At 69.2% G+C, this 20,162-nt stretch carries 21 protein-coding genes and 1 tRNA gene; 19 read left to right on the top strand and 3 right to left on the bottom strand.

Features of this window, described 5'->3' with window-relative positions; translation table 11 throughout:
- Positions 1-47 precede the first annotated feature (47 nt).
- The 4 genes from FHY03_RS14755 to FHY03_RS14740 all read left to right on the top strand — a co-directional run bounded on the left by FHY03_RS14755 (position 48) and on the right by FHY03_RS14740 (position 6,741).
- Positions 48-3,242 carry a TonB-dependent receptor gene (locus FHY03_RS14755; protein ID WP_409314208.1) on the top strand — a complete coding sequence of 1,065 codons (3,195 nt, stop codon included), beginning with the start codon at positions 48-50 and terminating at the stop codon, positions 3,240-3,242.
- Positions 3,243-3,518: 276 nt separating this feature from the next.
- On the top strand, positions 3,519-4,238 hold the full coding sequence (locus FHY03_RS14750) for a SapC family protein (RefSeq protein ID WP_183919513.1): 720 nt from the start codon (positions 3,519-3,521) through the stop codon (positions 4,236-4,238).
- The gene (locus FHY03_RS14745; protein ID WP_311721807.1) at positions 4,235-5,263 is read left to right on the top strand and encodes a cupin-like domain-containing protein; all 1,029 of its coding nucleotides are present in this window, start codon (positions 4,235-4,237) and stop codon (positions 5,261-5,263) included. Before FHY03_RS14750 ends, FHY03_RS14745 begins: the two co-directional genes overlap by 4 nt.
- A complete protein-coding gene (locus tag FHY03_RS14740; RefSeq protein WP_183931519.1) occupies positions 5,260-6,741 on the top strand; it encodes a tryptophan halogenase family protein in 1,482 nt (493 codons plus the stop codon). The genes FHY03_RS14745 and FHY03_RS14740 overlap by 4 nt, the downstream gene beginning before the upstream one ends.
- Before the next feature lie 213 nt (positions 6,742-6,954).
- Here FHY03_RS14740 and FHY03_RS14735 read toward each other — a convergent pair whose 3' ends face one another.
- Complete coding sequence (locus FHY03_RS14735; protein ID WP_183931518.1) at positions 6,955-7,206, bottom strand: hypothetical protein; 252 nt, start codon at positions 7,204-7,206, stop codon at positions 6,955-6,957.
- Between the two features lie 28 nt (positions 7,207-7,234).
- On the opposite strand from FHY03_RS14735, the gene FHY03_RS14730 reads away from it, so the two are divergent.
- Positions 7,235-7,624 carry a cytochrome c oxidase assembly protein gene (locus FHY03_RS14730; RefSeq protein ID WP_183931597.1) on the top strand — a complete coding sequence of 130 codons (390 nt, stop codon included), beginning with the start codon at positions 7,235-7,237 and terminating at the stop codon, positions 7,622-7,624.
- Entirely contained in the window at positions 7,614-8,021 is a 408-nt protein-coding gene (locus FHY03_RS14725) for a cytochrome c family protein (protein WP_183931517.1), read from the top strand. The genes FHY03_RS14730 and FHY03_RS14725 overlap by 11 nt, the downstream gene beginning before the upstream one ends.
- Before the next feature lie 153 nt (positions 8,022-8,174).
- Here the strand turns inward: FHY03_RS14725 and FHY03_RS14720 are convergent.
- Positions 8,175-8,249, bottom strand: a tRNA-Glu gene (locus FHY03_RS14720).
- A 65-nt stretch (positions 8,250-8,314) separates the two neighbouring features.
- The gene (gene recJ, locus FHY03_RS14715) at positions 8,315-10,060 is read right to left on the bottom strand and encodes a single-stranded-DNA-specific exonuclease RecJ (RefSeq protein WP_183919521.1); all 1,746 of its coding nucleotides are present in this window, start codon (positions 10,058-10,060) and stop codon (positions 8,315-8,317) included.
- Positions 10,061-10,171: 111 nt separating this feature from the next.
- On the opposite strand from recJ, the gene FHY03_RS14710 reads away from it, so the two are divergent.
- From FHY03_RS14710 to FHY03_RS14650, 13 genes are all read left to right on the top strand, one after another.
- Positions 10,172-10,561: a MerC domain-containing protein gene (locus FHY03_RS14710; RefSeq protein ID WP_183931516.1), complete on the top strand. Its 390-nt coding sequence runs from the start codon at positions 10,172-10,174 to the stop codon at positions 10,559-10,561.
- 46 nt (positions 10,562-10,607) lie between these two features.
- On the top strand, positions 10,608-11,075 hold the full coding sequence (locus FHY03_RS14705) for a Fur family transcriptional regulator (protein ID WP_183919525.1): 468 nt from the start codon (positions 10,608-10,610) through the stop codon (positions 11,073-11,075).
- A 52-nt stretch (positions 11,076-11,127) separates the two neighbouring features.
- The gene (gene dxs / locus FHY03_RS14700; RefSeq protein ID WP_183931515.1) at positions 11,128-13,047 is read left to right on the top strand and encodes a 1-deoxy-D-xylulose-5-phosphate synthase; all 1,920 of its coding nucleotides are present in this window, start codon (positions 11,128-11,130) and stop codon (positions 13,045-13,047) included.
- A 7-nt stretch (positions 13,048-13,054) separates the two neighbouring features.
- Positions 13,055-13,459, top strand: coding sequence for a hypothetical protein (locus tag FHY03_RS14695; RefSeq protein ID WP_183931514.1), 405 nt, complete (start codon positions 13,055-13,057; stop codon positions 13,457-13,459).
- A 283-nt stretch (positions 13,460-13,742) separates the two neighbouring features.
- Complete coding sequence (locus FHY03_RS14690; RefSeq protein WP_219749456.1) at positions 13,743-13,985, top strand: ribbon-helix-helix protein, CopG family; 243 nt, start codon at positions 13,743-13,745, stop codon at positions 13,983-13,985.
- Positions 13,976-14,356 carry a type II toxin-antitoxin system PemK/MazF family toxin gene (locus FHY03_RS14685; RefSeq protein ID WP_183919533.1) on the top strand — a complete coding sequence of 127 codons (381 nt, stop codon included), beginning with the start codon at positions 13,976-13,978 and terminating at the stop codon, positions 14,354-14,356. The genes FHY03_RS14690 and FHY03_RS14685 overlap by 10 nt, the downstream gene beginning before the upstream one ends.
- A 23-nt stretch (positions 14,357-14,379) precedes the next feature.
- Positions 14,380-15,288 (top strand): class I fructose-bisphosphate aldolase, encoded by a 909-nt coding sequence (locus tag FHY03_RS14680; RefSeq protein WP_183919535.1) that lies wholly within the window; start codon positions 14,380-14,382, stop codon positions 15,286-15,288.
- A gap of 581 nt (positions 15,289-15,869) precedes the next feature.
- On the top strand, positions 15,870-16,073 hold the full coding sequence (locus tag FHY03_RS14675) for a hypothetical protein (RefSeq protein ID WP_183931513.1): 204 nt from the start codon (positions 15,870-15,872) through the stop codon (positions 16,071-16,073).
- Positions 16,074-16,221: 148 nt separating this feature from the next.
- On the top strand, positions 16,222-16,911 hold the full coding sequence (thiE, locus tag FHY03_RS14670; protein ID WP_183931512.1) for a thiamine phosphate synthase: 690 nt from the start codon (positions 16,222-16,224) through the stop codon (positions 16,909-16,911).
- A gap of 40 nt (positions 16,912-16,951) precedes the next feature.
- The gene (locus FHY03_RS14665) at positions 16,952-17,953 is read left to right on the top strand and encodes a L,D-transpeptidase (RefSeq protein WP_183931511.1); all 1,002 of its coding nucleotides are present in this window, start codon (positions 16,952-16,954) and stop codon (positions 17,951-17,953) included.
- A 7-nt stretch (positions 17,954-17,960) separates the two neighbouring features.
- Positions 17,961-18,569 (top strand): M23 family metallopeptidase, encoded by a 609-nt coding sequence (locus tag FHY03_RS14660; RefSeq protein WP_183931510.1) that lies wholly within the window; start codon positions 17,961-17,963, stop codon positions 18,567-18,569.
- A gap of 68 nt (positions 18,570-18,637) precedes the next feature.
- Positions 18,638-19,201, top strand: a complete 564-nt coding sequence (gene efp / locus FHY03_RS14655; RefSeq protein WP_183919546.1) for an elongation factor P — start codon at positions 18,638-18,640, stop codon at positions 19,199-19,201.
- Between the two features lie 117 nt (positions 19,202-19,318).
- On the top strand, positions 19,319-20,131 hold the full coding sequence (locus FHY03_RS14650) for an inositol monophosphatase family protein (protein ID WP_183919548.1): 813 nt from the start codon (positions 19,319-19,321) through the stop codon (positions 20,129-20,131).
- Positions 20,132-20,162: the final 31 nt, after the last annotated feature.

The raw sequence follows: 20,162 nt of genomic DNA, 5'->3' as shown, positions 1-20,162 counted from the left end.
CGGCCGTGCCTGCGGAAGGTTCCGCAGCAGCGCACCAGGGGGGGATGATGAAGCGCCTTAACGTCTTGTCGAAGCTTGCTCTGTCCACGTCGCTCGGGGCGCTGGCGATCGCCGCCGCGCCCGCATTCGCGCAGGCCACCGGCGGTGAGCCGTCGGCGACCAACGCCCAGCCTGGCGGGGGCCAGGCCGTTGACAGCGACACTGCGCGGTCGGGCACCGTCGCGGATCAGGAGAATGGCGCGGTCGACGACATCGTCGTCACCGGCGTCCGTGCCAGCCTCGATCGCGCTATCGCGATCAAGCGCGACTCGCCGGGTGTCGTCGACGCGATCTCGGCCGAGGACATCGGCAAATTCCCTGACACCAACCTCGCGGAGTCGCTCCAGCGTATCACGGGCGTGTCGATCAACCGCGTCAACGGTGAGGGCTCGCAGGTCTCGGTCCGCGGCTTCTCGGGCGGCTTCAACCTCGTGACGATCAACGGCCGTCAGCTGCCCGCGACCAACATCGACACCAGCGGCGGCAATCTGTTCGCGCGCGGCGCGGGCCGCTCGTTCGACTTCCAGAACATCGCGTCGGAAGGCGTAAGCGGGCTGGAGGTCTATAAGACCGGCCGCGCCGCGGTGCCGACCGGCGGCATCGGCGCGACGATCAACATCAACACGCGCAAGCCGCTCGACTCACGCGAGACCGGCGTCACCGGCTCGATCGGCGCCAAGGCGCTGTACGACACCTCGGTGGAGAAGGCGGTCGGCGACAAGCACCGCGTCACGCCCGAGGTCTCGGGCGTGCTCAACTACAAGAATGAGGAGGGCACGTTCGGCGCCGCGGTGTTCGGCAGCTACCAGCTGCGCTACTCGGCATCGGCGCAGTCGAACCCGAACTATTGGAACGTCATTCCGACCGCGGACTTCTTCAACCCGGGCACGTTCATCAACTCGACCACGGTGCTCGACGGCAACAAGCCGACGGCGCCGTACGTGCTGGTGCCCAACGACAGCCGCTACCAGTTCTCCGAGAACCGCCGCGAGCGCATCAACTTTCAGGGCGTGCTGCAATTCCGCCCGACCGACACACTCGAGTTCACGGTCGACAGCTTGTTCGCGCAGAACCGCCTGCGCGAGCAGCGCAGCGAGCAGACCAACTGGTTCAACCGCCCGTTCAGCGAGGTCCGCTTCGACGACAACCCGAACATGGCGACCGCGATCTTCCTGCGCGACTATCTGCCCACCAGCCCGAAGGACGAGGGCTTCGAGCAGCAGCAGGCGGCTACCAAGGCGCGGCTGGCCTCAGTCGGTCTCAACGTGAAGTGGGACTTCGCGCCCAACTTCACGCTGACGCTCGACGGGCATCACTCCGAGTCTAAGTCGTCGCCGGACAATCCCAACGGCACCACCGCCACCACGGTCGCGCTCGGCGCGCCGGTGATCGCGGGTCACTCGCTCGACTTCAGCACCGGCTTCCCGCAGCAGGCGCAGATTATCAACGACTGCTACCGCGCCACCCCGGCCGACGCGCCGAAGGGCAATTGCAACGGCGTGCTCGACATCGGCGATCTCGGCGCGGCGCCGGCGCGCACGATCATCTCGCGCCAGACGCAGCGGATCGACCAGATCCAGGCGCGGCTGGGCTGGGATCTCGGCGGCGGCAGCCGCTTCGACGCGGGCGCGTCGTACACCGACTCGAAGATGCACTCGACGCAGACACAGACCCAGCAGACGCTGGGCGACTGGGGCCTGCAGAACCCGGGCATCATCCAGCAGCTGGCGCCCGATCTGGTCCAGCAATATTGCCTGACCTGCAAGTTCGACCACTTCAACCCGGCGTCCGAAGGCTCGTCGCTGATCGCCTTCCGCGGCAACGCCATCGACCTCTATAACGTGCTGAGCCCCTATTATACGGGTCTCGGCCAGCCGCCGGCGCCCTCGGCGCCCGCGGACGACACGGTACAGGAGAAGATCTGGGCGGTGTTCGGCCAGTTCACCTGGAATGGCGAGGTCGCCAACCGTCCCGCCAACCTCGTGATCGGCGCGCGCTACGAGCAGACCCGCGTCGTCTCTGACGCGGTGCAGACGTACAACAACATTGTCTGGACCGCGGATAACGACTTCCGTGGCGATGCCAGCGGCGTGTTCACCGCGATTCGGCAGCGCGGCAAGTACGAGAACCTGCTGCCCGCGGTCGACTTCAGCATCGAGCCGATCACGAACGTCAAGGCGCGTGTCTCGTTCAGTCGGACGCTGGCGCGGCCCGATTACGGCAACCTGTTCGCCACCGCCTCGGCGGGCGCGCCGGGTCGCCCGACGCTGCTCGGCGGTATTCCGACCGGCAGCACCGGCAACGCCAACCTGCTGCCGCTGCTGTCGGACAACTTCGACGTGTCGCTGGAATGGTATTACAAGCCGTCGAGCTTCGTGTCGGTCGGCTTCTTCGACAAGCGCGTCGCCAACTTCCTCGGCACCGGCGTGATCAACCAGAACCTGTTCGGTCTGCGCGATCCCAGCTCGGGCGCGGCGGGTTCGCGGTCGGGCACCGCGGCGGCGTTCCTCCGTTCCAGCGGCTATGACCTGAGCGACGTCAACCTGTTCACCTACACCGCGCTGCTCGTGCAGAACGGCGGCAACCAGACGGCGGCGACCACGCAGTTCAACGCCAATTATGTCGCCGGCCGCGGCCTGCAGCAGACCTTTGTCGACCAGGTGCTGTCGCAGATCGACATCTCGTCCGACGCGAACGATCCGCTGTTCAACTTCTCGGTGTCGCAGCCGATCAACAATCGCGAGGGCAAGATCCACGGCTTCGAGCTGGCGTGGACCAACTTCTTCGGCAACACGGGCTTCGGCTTCGCCGGTTCGTTCACCAAGGTGAGCGGGGACGTGAACGTCGATCCTTATGCCGACCCGACCGTCAACATCTTCGCGCTGACCGGCCTGGGCAACAGTGCCAACGCCACTGCGATCTACGACAAGAACGGCATCTCGGCGCGTCTCGCCTATAACTGGCGCGACAAGTACCTCGCCGCGACCAACCAGGGCGGCAACCGCAACCCGCTGTTCGTGGCGCCGTTCGGCACGCTCGACGTCAACATCAGCTACGACGTCAACGACACGATCGCGGTGACGCTGGAGGGGATCAATCTGACCAGCGAGAGCGTCAAGACCTATGGCCGTACCGAGCGCAACCTGGTGCTGGCGCAAGAGCTGAAGCCGCGCTTCCTTCTGGGCGCGCGCTACAAGTTCTGACGGTGAGGGGAGGGGCCGCCGCCCGTGGCGGTCCCCTTCTCTTTCTTGGGAAGCGACCGCCTTCCTCTGTCTTCCGTCATCCTGGACTTGTTCCAGGATCCACCGTGATACGAGAGCCTCACCGTTCGAGTGGGCGGCACGGTGGATCCCGAGACGAGTTCGGGATGACGGCCGTTTTTACGTCGGTACGACGGTGCAAATCGTCGCTTTCGTGCTGAAATGCGCTGGTGCACAACGGCCCGGGAGAGAGCGGCGTCGCCGCGTCGAGAGAATCGCATGAATCGAGTCCTGCTCAACAACGTCGATCACGCCGAGCTGCGCGTGGCGCCGCGCGTCGGTGCCGAGTTCGGTGACCGCGCCAACCAGCTCCCGATCTATCCTGCCGAGTTCGAGCAGGCACAGCGCGACTTCCCGATTCTGTTCCGTCGCGACGGTGACTCGATCGACGCGATCGTGTTGCTCGGCCTCGATTCGGACGAGAACCTCTTCCTCGGTGAGCAGGGCTGGACCAGCCGCTACGTCCCGGCCATTCAGCGTCGCGGCCCCTTCTCGATCGCGCTGGCGCACGACGCGGGTGGCGACGAGACGGGCGAGCCGATGGTCCACGTCGACCTCGATGACCCGCGCGTCGGCGACGACGCCGGCCTGCCGCTCTTCCTGCCGCACGGCGGCGATGCGCCGTACCTCCAGCATGTCTCGGCGGCGCTGCGCACCATCTACGAGGGCGCGCAGCAGGCGCGCGCGATCAACGCTCAGCTCGCCACGGCGGGGCTGCTGCGCGATGTCGTGCTCGAGATCGATCTCGGCGAGGAGGGCGGCTACAACGTGCCGGGCGTGCTCGCGGTCGATGAGGGCGCGCTCGCCGCACTGCCCGACGCCGACGTGGTGCGGCTCCACCGCGCCGGATTGCTGCGGCTCGCGACCATGGCGGCGGCGTCGCTGGCGAACGTGTCGCGGCTCATCGAGCTCAAGAACAAGCGGCGGGCGGCGGCGTGACCGCGACGCCGATCACCGATCGGCGCGCGCGCGAGATCGCGGCGGACGATCCCGCGGCGCACGACCTCGCCGCGCTGGTCGCGGCGGGCGAGCCGGTGGTGGTGCGCGGGCTCGTCGCGGACTGGCCGCTGGTCGCGGCGGGGCGGAAGGGGCCGCGCGCGCTGGCCGACTATCTGCTCGACTTCTACAACGGCCATCCGGTGGTGGGCTATACCGCGCGTGCCGAGCTGGGCGGCCGCTACTTCTACGACGCCGAGCTGACCCGGCTCGACTTCGAGGGCGAGCGCATCCGCCTCGACGACTATCTCGCGCGCCTGCTCGTCGCGCGTGACCGCGAGGACGCCGAGTCCTTCTACGTCGGCTCGACCGACCTGGACCTGTTCTTCCCCGGTCTCGCCGAGGCCAACCCGCTGCCCGAGGCGGGGTTCGACCGCGCGCTGCGGAGCATCTGGATCGGCAACCGCACCACCGCGGTGGCGCACCACGACATGTCGAACAACGTCGCGGTGGTCGGCGCCGGGCGCCGCCGCTTCACGCTCTTTCCGCCCGACCAGGTCGCCAACCTCTACCCCGGCCCGCTCGCGCCCACGCCGGGCGGGCAGGTGGTCTCGATGGTCGACTTCCGCGACCCCGACCTCGATCGCTACCCGCGCTTCGCCGAGGCGGTCGCGGCGGCGCAGGTGGCCGAGCTCGAGCCGGGCGACGCCGTGGTCTATCCCGCGCTGTGGTGGCACCAGGTCGAGGCGCTCGACTCGTTCAACGTACTCGTCAACTACTGGTGGAACGAGGCGCCGGGCTTCATGGACACGCCCATGAACACGCTGCTCCATGCTTTGCTCAGCCTGCGCGATCGCCCCGCCGGCGAGAAGGCGGCCTGGCGCGCGATGTTCGACTATTACGTGTTCGGCGATGCCGAGCGACCCGCGGCGCATCTGCCCGCGCACGCGCGCGGTGCGCTGGCGCGGCTCGACGAGCTCAGCGCGCGGCGGCTCCGCGCCGAGCTGCTGCGGAAGCTCAACCGGTGAGGCCGGTGCGCCGTGTCGTCATTGCCGGGGGCGGCACCGCGGGCTGGCTCGCCGCCGCGATCCTGACGCGCCAGCTCGGCGCGCTGATCGAGGTCACGTTGATCGAATCGGAGGAGATCGGCACGGTCGGCGTCGGCGAATCGACGATCCCGACGGTGCGCGCCTTCCACCAGCTGATCGGCATCGACGAGCAGGATTTCGTCCGCGCCACCGGCGCCAGCTACAAGCTCGGCATCTCGTTCGAGGGCTGGTCGCGGCCCGACGAGCGCTACCTCCACTCGTTCGGCACGCTGGGCCGGTCGACCTGGATGGCGGACTTCCACCATTTCTGGCTCGAGGCGCGCGCGCAGGGCGTCGCCGATGAGATCGGCGCCTATTGCGTCGAGCATGAGGCGGCGCGTGCCGGGCGCTTCGCCGGGCCGCCCGCGGCCTCGCTCAACTACGCCTTCCACTTCGATGCCGCGCGTTATGCCCGCTATCTGCGCGAGCGTTGCGAGAGCGACGGGCTCGTCCGCCTCGAGGGGCGGATCGAGCGCGCCGAGCGCGACGCCAGCGGTGACATCGCCGCGCTGGTGATGGCCGACGGGCGTCGGGTAGAGGGTGACTTCTTCCTCGACTGCACCGGCTTCCGCGCGCTGCTCATCGGCGAGACGCTCGGGGTCGGCTACGAGGACTGGACCGACTGGCTGCCGACTGACCGCGCCATCGCGGTGCAGACCGCCGCGGTCGGACCGGCGGTGCCGTTTACCCGCGCGATCGCGCACGACGCCGGCTGGCAGTGGCGCATCCCGCTGCAGCACCGCATCGGCAACGGCATCGTCTACAGCAGCGCCTACCTCTCCGACGACGCGGCGCGCGCGCGGCTGCTCGGCACGATCGAGGGCGAGGTGCTGATCGAGCCGCGGCTGATCCGTTTCCGTACCGGGCGGCGTGAGCGCGCATGGGAGCGCAACTGCGTCGCGCTGAGTCTCGCCGGCGGCTTCGTCGAGCCGCTCGAGTCGACCAGCATCCATCTGATCATGATCGCGCTGACGCGGTTGCTCCAGCTCTTCCCCTATGACGGGGTGACCGAGTCCTTGGCGGCGCGCTTCAACGACATGGCGCGTCGCGAGATCGAGGGCGTGCGCGACTTCATCATCCTCCATTATCACGTCAACCAGCGCGACGAGCCGTTCTGGCAGCGGCTGCGCGACATGTCGCTGCCGGACAGCCTGGCGGCGCGGCTGGCGCTGTTCCGAGAGGGCGCCCAGGCCTTCCAGGCCAGCGACGAGCTGTTCACCGTCACCTCCTGGGTCCAGGTGCTGCTCGGCCAGCGGCTCTGGCCCGAAGCGCACAATCGGGTCGCGCGCCTGATGCCACCGGGGCGGCTCGCCGCGACGCTCGCCGAACTCGGCCGCGACGTGACGCGGCAGGTGGCCGCGCTACCGACGCATCAGCAGTATCTCGATCGGCTCGCCGCGCCCGCTCCCGCAGCGTGATCGAAGCGTCTTCCGTTAACCGGGGCGGTCGAGCTGCTCGAGGGCAAGAACTCGATCTGGCTGCGGGTACGACGCGGCAAGGTCCGCGGCGGCGTCGCGCTCCGTGCCGCTTACGCAGCGGACGGCGGCTTCGACGCGTGGCTCGTCACGCCCGAGCCGGGTGCGGCGCTGCGGTTGGAGGCGGAGAGCGTGATCGGCCGCCATGTCGTCGCGCTACGGCTGACCCATGCCGACCTGCACCGGCTCCAGCTCCAGGCGTGGCTCACCGGGCGCGTGCCGCTGCTGGTGCCGTTCCACCCGCGCGATCTCAACGTGCTCGACGGCGACGACGATCCGCTGGACGCCAAGGGTAGGGTCGAGGCGGCGCAGCGCGGGGTCAACGGCGGACTGCTGTACCTGCGCTTCGACACGCCCGACTTCGGCAGCCTGCTCTATCTCCAGAACCTCTGTCGCCGACCCCGCCACAGAGCGGCTCCAGGCCGTTGCCCTGTGACTGTGGCACGCTCCCGTCCTGTTCGATCGCGCGCTGGCGAGCGAGGGCTGGCATGTGGCGCAGCATCTTTCCTTCCTCGTCACCGCGCTGCTGTTCTGGACCGCGATGCTGCACCGGCGCACACCGGGTGGCATGGCGGCGCTGTGCCTCGTCGTCACCGCGATCGTGTCGGGCGCGCTCGGCGCGCTGATGGCCTACGCCACCACCCCCTGGTACGTCGGCTACGCCAGCCTCGGCATGGCGCCGTTCGGTCTGACCCCGGCGGAAGATCAGCAGCTCGCCGGGTTGCTGATGTGGGTGCCGGGCGGGCTGGTCCATGCCGGTGCCGCGCTGGTGCTGATGCGGCGGCTGCTCACTGACGCTGCACCGAAAGCACGCCATGCCGGCTAGCCTGAAGTGGCTCGCGCTGCTGCTCGCGGCCAGTGTCCTGGCGGCGATGGCGGCCGGCGCGGTGATGTACGCCGAGACGCGCGCGCGTACCCGCGTGATGGCGGAGCAGGTGAGCGGCGGGACGGTCACGGCGGGCCGCGCCGCAATCGCGCGCTATGGCTGCGGCAGCTGTCACGCCATTCCCGGCGTCGCGGGCGCGAGCGGTTCGGTCGGCCCGTCGCTGGCGAAAGTGGCGGTGCGGGCGTCCATCGCGGGGCGCCTGCCGAACGATGCGGAGGCGATGGCGCTCTGGCTGCGCCATCCGCAGGCCGTCACGCCGCGTAACGGCATGCCCGAGCAGGGCGTAACGAGGAGTGACGCGCGTGACATCACCGCTTACCTCTATACTCTGAAGTGAGGAGGTCCTCGAGCTGATGTCTAGGCCAAGCCTCTATGAGGCAGCGACCAGCCTAGCCCGCTGTAGCAGTCGTAGGTAGGGCAGGTGATCCGGCCCATTGGCCGGAGGTGCCGCCGACACTTCGCTGACCCTGTAACCGCGGTTTTCTGCGGTTGGTGACCCCTACGGGGCTCGAACCCGTGTTTCAGCCGTGAAAGGGCCGCGTCCTAACCACTAGACGAAGGGGCCACTAGGGCGGCTGGTCGGTTACGGGCAAAGCGCGGGGCGGTCAAGCCGGTTCGCCGCCGTGCGCCTCACACTGCCCAGGCAGCATCGTCGAGGTGGAGCTCGGCGGCACCGCGGCCGCTCCACTCGTCGATCCGCGCGCGCCCGGCCAGCCACAGCCGGCGTGACGGGCCCGCGGCGAGCAGTGCCTGTCCTAGTGCGGTGTCGGCGGCGCGGAACGCCATCGCCTTGAGGCTGCGCCCGTCGTCGCCCGCGACGATCGCGCGGACATGGCCGCTGCCGACCACGTCGACCTTGATCGTGCGCACCGGCCCGACCGCGACGCGCGGCGCCGGCCAGCCGCTGCCGTACGGGCCGCCGGCCTCGAGCGTCTCGACCAGCGCCGCGGTGACCCCGCCCGGCGCCAAGACCGAGTCGACCAGCAGCGCACGGCCGGCCTGTGCCGTGGCGACGGTGTCGGCCAGCCGGGCCTCGATCCAGTCGGCGAAGGCGGGGACCTGATCGACGGCGATCGTCAGCCCCGCCGCCATCGCGTGGCCACCTCCGGCCAGCAGCAGCCCCTGCTCGCGCGCGGCCAGCACCGCGGCGCCGAGGTCGACGCCGGTGATCGAGCGGCCCGAGCCCTTGCCGACGCCGCTCTCGTCGAGCGCGATGACGATCGCGGGGCGGCCGGTCTTCTCCTTGAGCCGGCCCGCGACGATCCCGATCACGCCGGGGTGCCAGCCGCTGCCGGCGACGACGCCGACCGCACGGTCCTGGTGGAGCAGCGCCTCGGCGGCCTCCTGCACCATCGCCTCGATCGCGCGGCGTTCCTCGTTGAGGCGGTCGAGTTCGGCGGCGAGCGCGCGCGCCTCGACCGGGTCGCTCGTGGTCAGCAGCCGTACGCCGAGGTCGGCGCGGCCCACGCGGCCGCCGGCGTTGATCCGCGGTCCCAGCGCGAAGCCGAGATCGGTCGCGGTCGGCGCGCGCGTCAGCCGTGCCGCGTCGGCCAGCGCCGCTAGGCCGATGTTGCGGCGCTGCGCCATCACCTTGAGGCCTTGCGCGACGAAGGCGCGGTTGAGCCCGCGCAGCTGCGCCACGTCGGCGACGGTGCCGAGCGCGACGAGGTCGAGCAGCTCGAGCAGCTTGGGCTCGGTGCGCGCGGCGAAATGACCGCGCACGCGCAGCACGCGCAGCAGCGCCGCGCCGAGCAGGAAGGCGACCCCCACCGCGGCGAGATGGCCGTGCGCGGCGCCGTCGGTCTCGTCGCGCCGGTTAGGGTTCACCACGGCGTGCGCGCGCGGCAGCTCGGTGGCGCATTGGTGGTGATCGACCACGATGACGTCGGCGCGCGCCGCGGCGAGCGCCTCGAACGCCTGTGCGCCGCAGTCGACCGTCACGATCAGCGTCGCGCCCTCGGCAGCGAGCCGCTCCATCGCCGCCACGCTGGGCCCATAGCCTTCGGTCAGCCGGTCGGGGATGTAGACGCGGGGGTCGCGCCCGAGCGCGCCAAGCAGCCGCGCCAGCAGCGCCGATGAGGTCGCGCCGTCGACGTCATAGTCGCCGAACACCGCAACCTGCTCGCCCGCCACCACCGCGTCGGCGAGCCGCTCGGCGGCGGCATCCATGTCGCGGAAGATCGAGGGGTCGGGCATGAAGCCGCGGATCGACGGCGCCTTGTGCGCCTCGAGCCCGTCGCGCGGGCAACCGCGCGCGAGCAGCAACTGGGTGAGGAGGTCGTCAGGCACGAACCGCTCGCGCTGGTCGGCCGCCAGCGCGCGCCAGTGCCAGGGCTGGCCCAGGATCGAGCGCTCGACATCGAGTACGTGACGCATCGCGAAGCTCCTACCGCACGCCGCAGGGGCAAGTCACGCGCCGCGAAGCAGGTAAGAAAATTCGCGGATGAAACATTGTAACATCGTGACGCATCACCTAATTGACGCCGCATGTCGTCCTCGCCCGTCCCTAGCAGCGAACACCCCGGTCGGGTCGATCGCTGGGCGATCTGGCTGTCGGCGGCGTGCGTCGTCCATTGCCTCGCCACCACCGCCGCGGTGGCGCTGCTGTCGACCGCGGGCGGGCTGCTCGGCAGTCCGCTGATCCACGAGGTCGGGCTGGTACTCGCGCTCGCGCTCGGACTGCTCGCCTTCGGGCGCGGCGTGCTGGCGCACCGGCGACTACTGCCGATCGTGCTCGGCGGCGGCGGGCTGGCGCTGATGGCGGCGGCGATCGTCGTGCCGCACGGGGACTCGCACGTGGTCGAGTCGTTGCTGACCATCGCCGGGGTCGTGCTGCTGGCGGCGGGGCATACGGTCAATCGCCGCGCCCACGGCTGAGCCGGCGCTTGCTGCGCGGCCATAGCGCGCTTAATTTGGATCGACCATGTCGCATCGTCACCACGAACCCGAGGGCGCGGACCTGCTGGCCGCCGCGCGCAGCACGCTCGAGCGATCGGGTGAGCAGTGGACCGCGATGCGCGAGAGCGTCTACGCGGCGCTGAGCGGCTTCGCCAAGCCCGCCTCTGCCTATGATATAGCGGAGGAAGTGTCGCGCAGCCAGGGGCGGCGGATCGCGGCCAATAGCGTGTACCGCATCCTCGACCTGTTCGTCACCGCCAACCTGGCGCAGCGAGTCGAGAGCGCCAACGCCTACGTCGCCAACGCGCATCCGGGCTGCCGCCACGACTGTATCTTCCTGGTATGCGACGGTTGCGGCACCACCACCCACCTCGACGACGACTCGCTCACGCGCGGGCTGCGCGACGCCGCCGCGGCCTCGGGCTTCGCCGCCGAGCGGCCGGTGATCGAGTTGCGCGGGCGCTGCCGCGACTGTGCCGCCGCCACGCACTGAACCGCCGATTCCGGTAATCGACAGGCTGATGTCGCTCAGCTATTCCGCGTAGATGGCTGATGCCCCCGATACCCCGCTGCTCGACACGGTCGAGACGCCCGACGCGCTCCGCACCCTGAAGCCCGACCAGCTCCGCCAGCTCGCCGACGAGCTGCGCCAGGAGACGATCTCCGCCGTGGGCCACACTGGCGGCCACCTCGGCTCCGGCCTGGGCGTGGTCGAGCTGACCGTGGCGATCCACTATGTCTTCGACACCCCGCGCGACCGGTTGATCTGGGACGTCGGTCACCAATGCTATCCGCACAAGATCCTGACCGGGCGGCGCGATCGTATCCGCACGCTGCGGCAGGGCGGCGGGCTTTCGGGCTTTACCAGGCGCAGCGAGAGCGAATATGATCCGTTCGGCGCGGCGCACAGTTCCACCTCGATCTCGGCCGCGCTTGGCTTCGCCACCGCCAACAAGCTGAGCGGCGCGCCCGGCAAGGCGATCGCGGTGATCGGCGACGGCGCGATGTCCGCGGGTATGGCCTATGAGGCGATGAACAACGCCGAGGCGGCGGGCAACCGTCTGATCGTGATCCTCAACGACAATGACATGTCGATCGCGCCGCCCGTCGGCGGGCTGTCGGCCTATCTGTCGCGCATGGTGTCGAGCCGCGAGTTCCTCAGCGTGCGCGAGCTGGCCAAGCGGCTCGCGCGCCGGCTGCCGCGGCCGTTCCACACCTCGCTGCGCAAGACCGACGAATATGCCCGCGGCATGACGATGGGCGGCACGCTGTTCGAGGAGCTGGGCTTCTACTATGTCGGGCCGATCGACGGCCACAATCTCGACCATCTCATCCCCGTGCTGGAGAACGTGCGCGACGCGGCGGAGGGGCCGATCCTCGTCCACGTCGTCACCAAGAAGGGCAAGGGCTACGCGCCCGCCGAGAAGGCGGCGGACAAATACCACGGCGTGCAGAAGTTCGACGTGATCACCGGCACCCAGGCCAAGGCGCCGCCGGGGCCGCCGGCCTATCAGAACGTCTTCGGCCAGGTGCTCAGCGCCGCGGCGGACAAGGACCAGCGAATCTGCGCGATCACCGCGGCGATGCCCTCGGGTACCGGGCTCGACCTGTTCGCCAACGCGCATCCGGAGCGCTTCTTCGACGTCGGCATCGCCGAGCAGCACGCGGTGACCTTCGCCGCCGGGCTCGCGGCGCAGGGAATGCGGCCGTTCTGCGCGATCTACTCGACCTTCCTGCAGCGCGCCTACGACCAGGTGGTGCACGACGTCGCGATCCAGAACCTGCCGGTGCGCTTCGCGATCGACCGCGCCGGGCTGGTCGGCGCCGACGGCGCCACCCACGCGGGCAGCTTCGACGTCACGTATCTCGCCACCTTGCCCAACATGGTGGTGATGGCGGCGGCGGACGAGGCCGAGCTGGCGCATATGGTGCAGACCTGCGTCGAGCATGACTCTGGGCCGATCGCGGTGCGCTACCCGCGCGGCAACGGTACCGGCGTGGCAATACCCGCCGAGCCGAAGGCGCTCGAGATCGGCAAGGGCCGGATCGTGCGCGAGGGCAAGAAGGTGACGATCCTGTCGCTCGGCACGCGGCTGGGCGAGGCGCTCAAGGCGGCCGACGCGCTCGACGCCAAGGGGCTATCGACCACGGTGGCGGACCTGCGCTTCGCCAAGCCGCTCGACGAGGCGCTGATCCGCCGCCTGCTCACGTCGCACGAGGTGGCGGTGACGATCGAGGAGGGCGCGATCGGCGGGCTCGGCGCGCACGTGCTGACGCTGGCCTCCGACGAGGGGCTGACCGACGCCGGCCTGCGCATCCGCACGATGCGGCTGCCCGACCTGTTCCAGGACCAGGACAAGCCCGACGTGCAATATGCCGAGGCGGGGCTCGATGCCGACGCGATCGTGCGCACCGTGCTGACCGCGCTGCGCTACAACGAGGCGGGCGCGATCGCGCGCGCCTGACGCGGGCGTGACCGGCTGGGAGAAGGTCGGCGCGCTCACCGCGCTGTACGTGATCGGCGCGCTCTGGGCCAATTGGCTGATGGTGCGCCGGGTGCGCGGCGCGGTGGCGGCGCGCGCGGTCTGGACAGCGGCGGACTTCGACGCCTGTTTCCCTGAGCTCGACCCGCGCGTCGCGCCGGCGGTGCGGGATGCGTTGGCGCCGCTTTATGGCGTGGGCGTGGAGCCGCGGCCGGAGGACACGCTGCGTCGCTTCCTCAAGCTCGACCGGGGAGAGGTGGAGGACGTGGCGCTCGACGCGGCGGCGCGGCTCGGGCTGTTCCGTGAAGTGGAGCGGGAGGCGCTGCTGGTGGCGGACCTGCCGGATGTGGCGGCGCTGGTGCGGTACCTGGGGGAGAGGGTGAGGCAATCCTAGTTCCTCCCCACGAGCGTGGAGGATCTGGCGCCCGTGTGTCGCCGTGGACCTGCCAGTCGCAACCCGTTGCGCTTTCACGCATTCCGCTCCCCATGCCGCGCGAATGTTGAGAAAGTTAAGTCACCGGCGCAGCATGGCTCAACATCGCCGCGATCAGACGCACGCGTCCGCTATATCGACGGTGAGAAAAAGCGGCGCGATCCTCGCATGGTCTCGCCGCGTAGGACAGACGAGACTTGCCAAGCGCTCATCCACGCCTTATCGTTTAACGCGTTAAACGGAGGTGCGGTTGCTCGGCGTCAGGCTCGACACGGAACTGGAGGAGCGGCTCGCCGCGGTCGCGCGTACGCAGGGCCGTAGCAAGAGCGACATCGCGCGCGAGGCGGTGCGGCGCTATGTCGAGCTGCACGACGAGGCGTTCCGGCGCGAGGCGCGGCGCCAGTCGCAGCGCGCGTCCCGCCGCGACACGCAGCAGGATTATGCCTTCTGGGAGACGATCGAGGCGGAGGACTCGGCATGGCGGTGACGCCGGCTGAGCAGGCGACCGGCGCGGCCGACACCGTGCCCGCGATCACGCACGGCGCCATCGTCGAGCTCGCCGCACCCGAGGCGGCGACCGGCGGCCCGCGCGTTTGCGTCGTGGTCCAGGCCGACCTGTTCAACGAGACCCACGCCACCGTCACGCTGTGTCCGCTCACCGCGGTGGTGGGCGGGGAGTCGCTGTTCCGCGTGGCGATCTCGCCGCAGGAGCATACCGGCCTGACGGTCGAGTGCGAGGTGCAGGTGGACCGCATCACCTCGGTGCGGCGTCATCGCATCGTCAAGGTGATCGGCCATGCCTCGGCGACCCGCATGGAGCAGGTCGATCAGGCATTGCGCCGCTGGTTAGCGCTTTAAGTACAACTGGATAGGGACGGAATATGACCCCGATCGTGAAGTCCATCCTCGACAAGTACGAGGCCACCAGCCCGGCGATCAAGGCCAATCTCGCGCGCATCCTGATGCACGGCAAGCTGGGCGGCACGGGCAAATTGATCATCCTGCCGGTCGATCAGGGCTTCGAGCACGGCCCGGCGCGCAGCTTCGCCGTCAATCCGCCGGCGTACGACCCGCACTATCACTATCAGCTCGCGATCGACGCCGGCCTGTCGGCCTATGCCGCGCCGTTGGGCTCGCTCGAGGCCGGCGCGGACACGTTCGCCGGGCGCATCCCGACCATCCTCAAGCTCAACAGCTCGAACAGCTGGGCCACCCGCAACGCGCAGGCGCAGACCGGCAGCGTCGAGGACGCGCTGCGGCTCGGCTGCGCCGCGATCGGCTTCACCATCTATCCCGGCTCAGACGACATCTTCGAATCGATGGAGCAGATCCGCGGGCTGCGCGAAGAGGCCGCCGCGGCGGGCCTCGCGACCGTGATCTGGAGCTACCCGCGCGGCGGCAAGCTGAGCAAGGACGGCGAGCTGGCGCTCGACGTCAGCGCCTATGCCGCGCACATGGCGGCGCTGCTCGGCGCGCACATCATCAAGGTCAAGCTGCCGACCGCGCATATCGAGCAGCCCGAGGCGCAGAAGGTCTATGAGGGGACCGACTGGTCGAACCAGGCCGATCGCGTCCGCCACGTCGTCCAGTCGAGCTTCGCGGGGCGGCGCATCGTGGTGTTCTCGGGCGGCGCGGCGAAGGGGATCGACGCGGTTTATCAGGACGCGCGCGACATCCTCGCCGGTGGCGGCAACGGCTCGATCATCGGGCGCAACACCTTCCAGCGCGAGCGCGGCGAGGCGCTGGCGATGCTCGAGAGGCTGGTGTCGATCTACCGCGGCGAGGGGTGAGGGGTGAGGTAAAGGAATGTTGAGATTCGCTTCTCGCCACTAGCCCCGGTCCATCGACTGCTGCTGCTGGCGACACGCGAGCGATCACAGATTCGAGCAGATGAGCTGAATGTTGTTCCGTCGCATCATTCAGGATCAGTCGCACGAACGTACTGACGACCCGTGTTGGGGGAATGTGCGAGAGGGGCCCGCAATCCTATTCCGCCTAAGCTATGTCAATCGCTCGTTTAAATGGCTGGTTTACTAATGCTCGCTTAGATGTGAGTGACGATCTGCCTCTCTTGACCTAGCCTTGCTTGCTAGAAAAGCTCGCTATGCCTCGTGGCGAGTCTGCTCAAAGGGTAAGTTTGGCATGAACAAGTGTCTGAATGGCCCGGTTATCGCTTCAACGCCGTCTGAAATCAGTATGGTTGCAGGTGGAATACACGGATATTGGAGCCACGAGCCCACGAATTGGGGTGAGGTCGGAGCATGGACGGTCGGCGGAGCGATCGCCGGGGCGGGCGGTGGCTGGGCCGGCGCCGGCCTTGGCGCTCTAGGTGGCGGCTTAGCCGACTATGTCGGCCAGCATCTGCACGTCTATGTCGACTGAACGAACCAATGTGACCATTGGACGGCGGGTGAGCCGCGTCGCCGTCCGAGTGGCTGTGTTTTCGGTTGTCGGCGTGGCTGGAACACTTATTATCAATCGCGGCAGGGCAAACGTTCCGGCTGTTGTTGCAACGATCCTCATCTTCCTCTTTATGAATATTGCGTTGGAGCTTGTTCTCGCAAGGAAAAATTGATCTGTGCTTCTGGCGAGTCGGATCTTGCTTCAGGCTCCGTGAAGAAGATAACTTTTATCTACGCTCGTATCGCCTCTCGATGCGCGAACACGGTGCTTGGTGGATCTCTGACCTTCCCCCCGCCACGCCGACCCGCTAACCGACGCACATGACAGACGACCCGCTCGGCCCGCTCGACCCTGATTTCGCCGTCAACTTCCAGCGCGACGATCGCCGGCCGCCGTGCCAGCTCTACCTGATCTCCCCGCTCGACGTGACCGGTGGCTTCCCCGACCGGCTCGCGCGCGCGCTCGACGCCGGCCCGGTCGCGGCCTTCCAGTTCCGCGTCAAGGACGTGGACCAGCATCAGGCGGCGCGGCTGGCCGAGCCGCTCCAGCGCCTCTGTGCCGAGCGCGACGTCGCCTTCATCGTCAACGACAGCGTCAGCCTCGCCAAGCGGCTCGGCGCCGACGGTGTCCATCTCGGGCAGGAGGATGGCGACCCGCGCGAGGCGCGCGCGATCCTCGGCCCCTCGGTCCAGATCGGCGTGACCTGCCACGACAGCCGCCACCTCGCGATGGAGGCGGGCGAGGCGGGGGCTGATTATGTCGCGTTCGGCGGCTTCTATCCCACCACCACCAAGGAGGTGAAGCACCGCCCCGAGCCGGTGATCCTGTCGTGGTGGTCGGCGGTGTTCGAGCTGCCGGCGGTGGCGATCGGCGGGATCACGCCCGCCAACGCCGCGCCGCTGGTCGCCGCGGGCGCCGACTTCCTCGCGGTGTCGGGCGCGGTGTGGAGCGGCGACGAGGCGGCGGCGGTGCGCGCCTTCGCCGCGGTACTGGAGCCGGGAAGCCGCTGAGTCGTTACGCCTCTCACACGTTCCGTGAGAGGTGGTGCCGATGCGTTCCAAGTTCCTTCTGATCGCTGCGGCCGCGGCCCTCCTTCCGGTCGCGGCCGCCGCGCAGGCGCCCACTGCCGCGTCGCCGCTCGACCGCAACATCCTCCACGTCCAGGTGATCCTCGACCATCTCGGCTTCGCCCCGGGCATCCTCGACGGGCGCGGCGGGCAGTCGCTCGAGCTCGCGCTGCGCGGGTTCCAGGAGAGCCGCGGTCTGCCCAAGACGGGCAAGCCCGACGCCGCGACGATGCGCGCGCTCTATCCCTATCGTGCCGCGCGCCCGACCGTCACGATCAAGCTGACCCCCGATATGGTGCGCGGTCCGTTCCTCGGCGCGATCCCGCACGACTATAATAAGCAGGCCGAGCTGCCGACGCTCGGCTACCGCTCGCCGATGGAGAAGCTGGCCGAGATGTTCCATACCACCCCCGCGGTGCTGATGGCGCTCAACTCGCCCGCGACGCGGATCGCGCAGGGCGCGACGGTGACCTTCCCCAACGCGCTGCCGACCTCGCGCAACTACCCCGGCGACATCAAGCCCGAGTGGCGCCAGACGCTGACCATGCTCAACGTCGACGCCGCCTCGCCGCAGGGCGACAGCATCGTCGTCGACAAGTCGGAAGGATCGCTGCGCGTGCTCGACAAGGCGGGCAAGCTGATCGCGCAGTTTCCGGTGACGACGGGGAGCCAGCACGATCCGCTGCCGCTCGGCACGTGGAAGATCCAGGGCAAGGACTATAACCCCAAGTTCCACTACAATCCGGCGCTGTTCTGGGACGCCAAGAAGAACGATCAGAAGGCGATGCTGCCGCCGGGTCCGAACGGGCCGGTCGGCGTGGTGTGGATCGATCTCTCCAAGCCGCATTACGGCATCCATGGCACGCCCGAGCCGGCGACGATCGGGCGTAGCGAGAGCCACGGGTGCATCCGCATGGCGAATTGGGACGTGGCGCGGCTGACGCTGATGATCGGCAACGGCGCCAAGGCGGTGTTCCAGGCGTGAGGCGCGCGTGACGAGGCTCGGCTGGGGCATCCTGGCGCTGATCGTCGTCGCCGTGGCGGGCTTCGTGTCGCTGCTCGAGCCGCATCGGCCCGGGCGGGCGAGTGGCGGCGGCGGAGCGCCGGCGGTCTCCGCCACGCCCACCGCGGCGCCGACGCCGGTGGCGGCGGTGCCGGGCAAGTTGCTCGTCCCCGTCGCGGGGATGGCGCGCGCGGCGCTGCACTCCTCCTGGGGCGACGCGCGCGGCGGCGGCACGCGCGGGCATCAGGGGCTCGACATCATGGCGCCCGCCGGCACGCCGGTGCTCGCCGCGGCGGACGGGCGCGTCGAGAAGCTGTTCCAGAGTGGGCTCGGCGGCACCACAGTCTACCAGCGCTCCGCGGACGGCAGGTGGGAATTCTATTACGCGCATCTCTCCGGCTACGCCCCCGGGCTGGCCGAGGGACAGGCGGTGCGCGCCGGCCAGGTGATCGCCTTCGTCGGCGACACCGGCGACGCTGGGCCGGGCAATTACCACCTGCATTTCGGCCTCAGCCGGATGCCCGCGGGCGCGCGCTGGTGGCAGGGCGAGCCGCTCGACCCCCATCCTTACCTTGCCGTAAGCCCCGCCAACCGCTAGAGCCGCGCCTTCCGGCGCCCCGCTGACCAGCGGCGGTGCCCCGATTCTGTTGACATAGGCACAGCCCCATGAAGATCAGCGGCGTGGACATTCGTCCCGGCAATATCATCGAGTACGAAGGCGGCATCTGGCGCGCGGTCAAGATCCAGCACACCCAGCCCGGCAAGGGCGGGGCGTACATGCAGGTCGAGCTCAAGAACCTGCGCGACGGCCGCAAGAACAACGTCCGCTTCCGCTCGGCCGAGACCGTGGAGCGCGTCCGCCTCGACACCAAGGATTTCCAGTTCCTCTTCGCCGAGGGCGAGGGGCTGGTGTTCATGGACAAGGACACCTACGATCAGGTGACGCTGCCGCGCGACCTGCTCGGCGACGCCGCCGCCTTCCTGCAGGACGGGATGGACGTGGTGATGGAGCTCTATGACGAGGAGCCGATCAGCGTGCAGCTGCCCGACACGATCGAGGCGACGATCGTCGAGGCCGACGCGGTGGTGAAGGGGCAGACCGCCTCGTCGAGCTACAAGCCCGCGATCCTCGACAATGGCGTGCGCGTGATGGTGCCGCCGCACATCAGCAGCGGCACGCGCATCGTTGTCGACGTCTACGAACAGACCTACGTCCGCCGCGCCGACTGAGGTGCGACGTTCCGCTCTCGATGAGGGCGGGCGGGGTGGGGGGCGGCCCCAGCTAGTACCGCCCCATGTTCCTCCGGCCCGGCATCCTCTCCGGGGCAGGGGGCGGAGAATGATCGCATGCCTTCCCATTCCGGCCTGTTCACGGTCATCGAGCGCGCCGCGCGCAAGGCGGCGCCGCGGCTGCGGCGCGACTTCAACGAGGTCCAGCACCTCCAGGTGAGCCGCAAGGGCCCCGCCGACTTCGTGAGCCAGGCCGACCAGCGCGCCGAGCGGACGCTGTACGACGAACTCTCCAAGGCGCGGCCCGACTGGGGCTTCGTGATGGAGGAGGGCGGCACGATCGAGGGCGATCCGAGCAAGCCGCGCTTCATCATCGATCCGCTCGACGGCACCAGCAACTTCCTTCACGGCGTGCCGCATTTCTGTATCTCGATCGCGGTCGAGGAGCCGCTCGCCAACGGCAAGCGCGAGATCACCACGGCGCTGGTCTACCAGCCGCTCACCGACGAGAGCTTCTGGGCCGAGAAGGGCCGCGGCGCCTGGCTGCAGGACCAGCGGCTGCGCGTGTCGTCGCGGCGCGAACCGTCCGAGGCGCTGATCGCGACCGGCATCCCCTTCATGGGTCACGGCGACTTCGTGCAATGGACGCGGATCTTCGGCGCGGTGGCGCCGCAGGTCGCGGGCATCCGCCGGCTCGGTGCCGCCGCGCTCGACCTCGCCTGGGTCGCCGCGGGGCGGTTCGACGCCTATTGGGAGAGCGACCTCAAGCTGTGGGACGTCGCCGCCGGCATGCTGCTGGTGAAGGAGGCGGGCGGCTTCGTCACCGACTTCCGCGGCGGCGACAAGCCGATCGAGCGCAACGAGTTCCTCGCCGCCAACGACGGGCTGCACTCCAAGCTCCACAAGATGGTGGCGCAGGCGCTGCGCTGAGCCGCCGGACGCGCGCGCCGTGCACCGGCGC

The organism is Sphingomonas sp. BK345, assembly GCF_014193845.1.
Lineage (GTDB): Bacteria > Pseudomonadota > Alphaproteobacteria > Sphingomonadales > Sphingomonadaceae > Sphingomonas.
The sequence above is the reverse complement of the archived record's forward strand: the minus strand, read 5'-3'. Positions and strand labels throughout refer to the sequence as shown.

Coding starts and splice junctions, on each gene's coding strand:
- FHY03_RS14685 (WP_183919533.1), top strand. CDS start 13,976: ATGGCGGTGACGCCGGCTGAGCAGGCGACCGGCGCGGCCGACACCGTG.
- dxs (WP_183931515.1), top strand. CDS start 11,128: ATGGCTGATGCCCCCGATACCCCGCTGCTCGACACGGTCGAGACGCCC.
- FHY03_RS14755 (WP_409314208.1), top strand. CDS start 48: ATGAAGCGCCTTAACGTCTTGTCGAAGCTTGCTCTGTCCACGTCGCTC.
- efp (WP_183919546.1), top strand. CDS start 18,638: ATGAAGATCAGCGGCGTGGACATTCGTCCCGGCAATATCATCGAGTAC.
- FHY03_RS14680 (WP_183919535.1), top strand. CDS start 14,380: ATGACCCCGATCGTGAAGTCCATCCTCGACAAGTACGAGGCCACCAGC.
- FHY03_RS14710 (WP_183931516.1), top strand. CDS start 10,172: ATGTCGTCCTCGCCCGTCCCTAGCAGCGAACACCCCGGTCGGGTCGAT.
- FHY03_RS14750 (WP_183919513.1), top strand. CDS start 3,519: ATGAATCGAGTCCTGCTCAACAACGTCGATCACGCCGAGCTGCGCGTG.
- FHY03_RS14705 (WP_183919525.1), top strand. CDS start 10,608: ATGTCGCATCGTCACCACGAACCCGAGGGCGCGGACCTGCTGGCCGCC.
- FHY03_RS14725 (WP_183931517.1), top strand. CDS start 7,614: ATGCCGGCTAGCCTGAAGTGGCTCGCGCTGCTGCTCGCGGCCAGTGTC.
- recJ (WP_183919521.1), bottom strand. CDS start 10,060: ATGCGTCACGTACTCGATGTCGAGCGCTCGATCCTGGGCCAGCCCTGG.
- FHY03_RS14675 (WP_183931513.1), top strand. CDS start 15,870: ATGTCGACTGAACGAACCAATGTGACCATTGGACGGCGGGTGAGCCGC.
- FHY03_RS14665 (WP_183931511.1), top strand. CDS start 16,952: ATGCGTTCCAAGTTCCTTCTGATCGCTGCGGCCGCGGCCCTCCTTCCG.
- FHY03_RS14650 (WP_183919548.1), top strand. CDS start 19,319: ATGCCTTCCCATTCCGGCCTGTTCACGGTCATCGAGCGCGCCGCGCGC.
- thiE (WP_183931512.1), top strand. CDS start 16,222: ATGACAGACGACCCGCTCGGCCCGCTCGACCCTGATTTCGCCGTCAAC.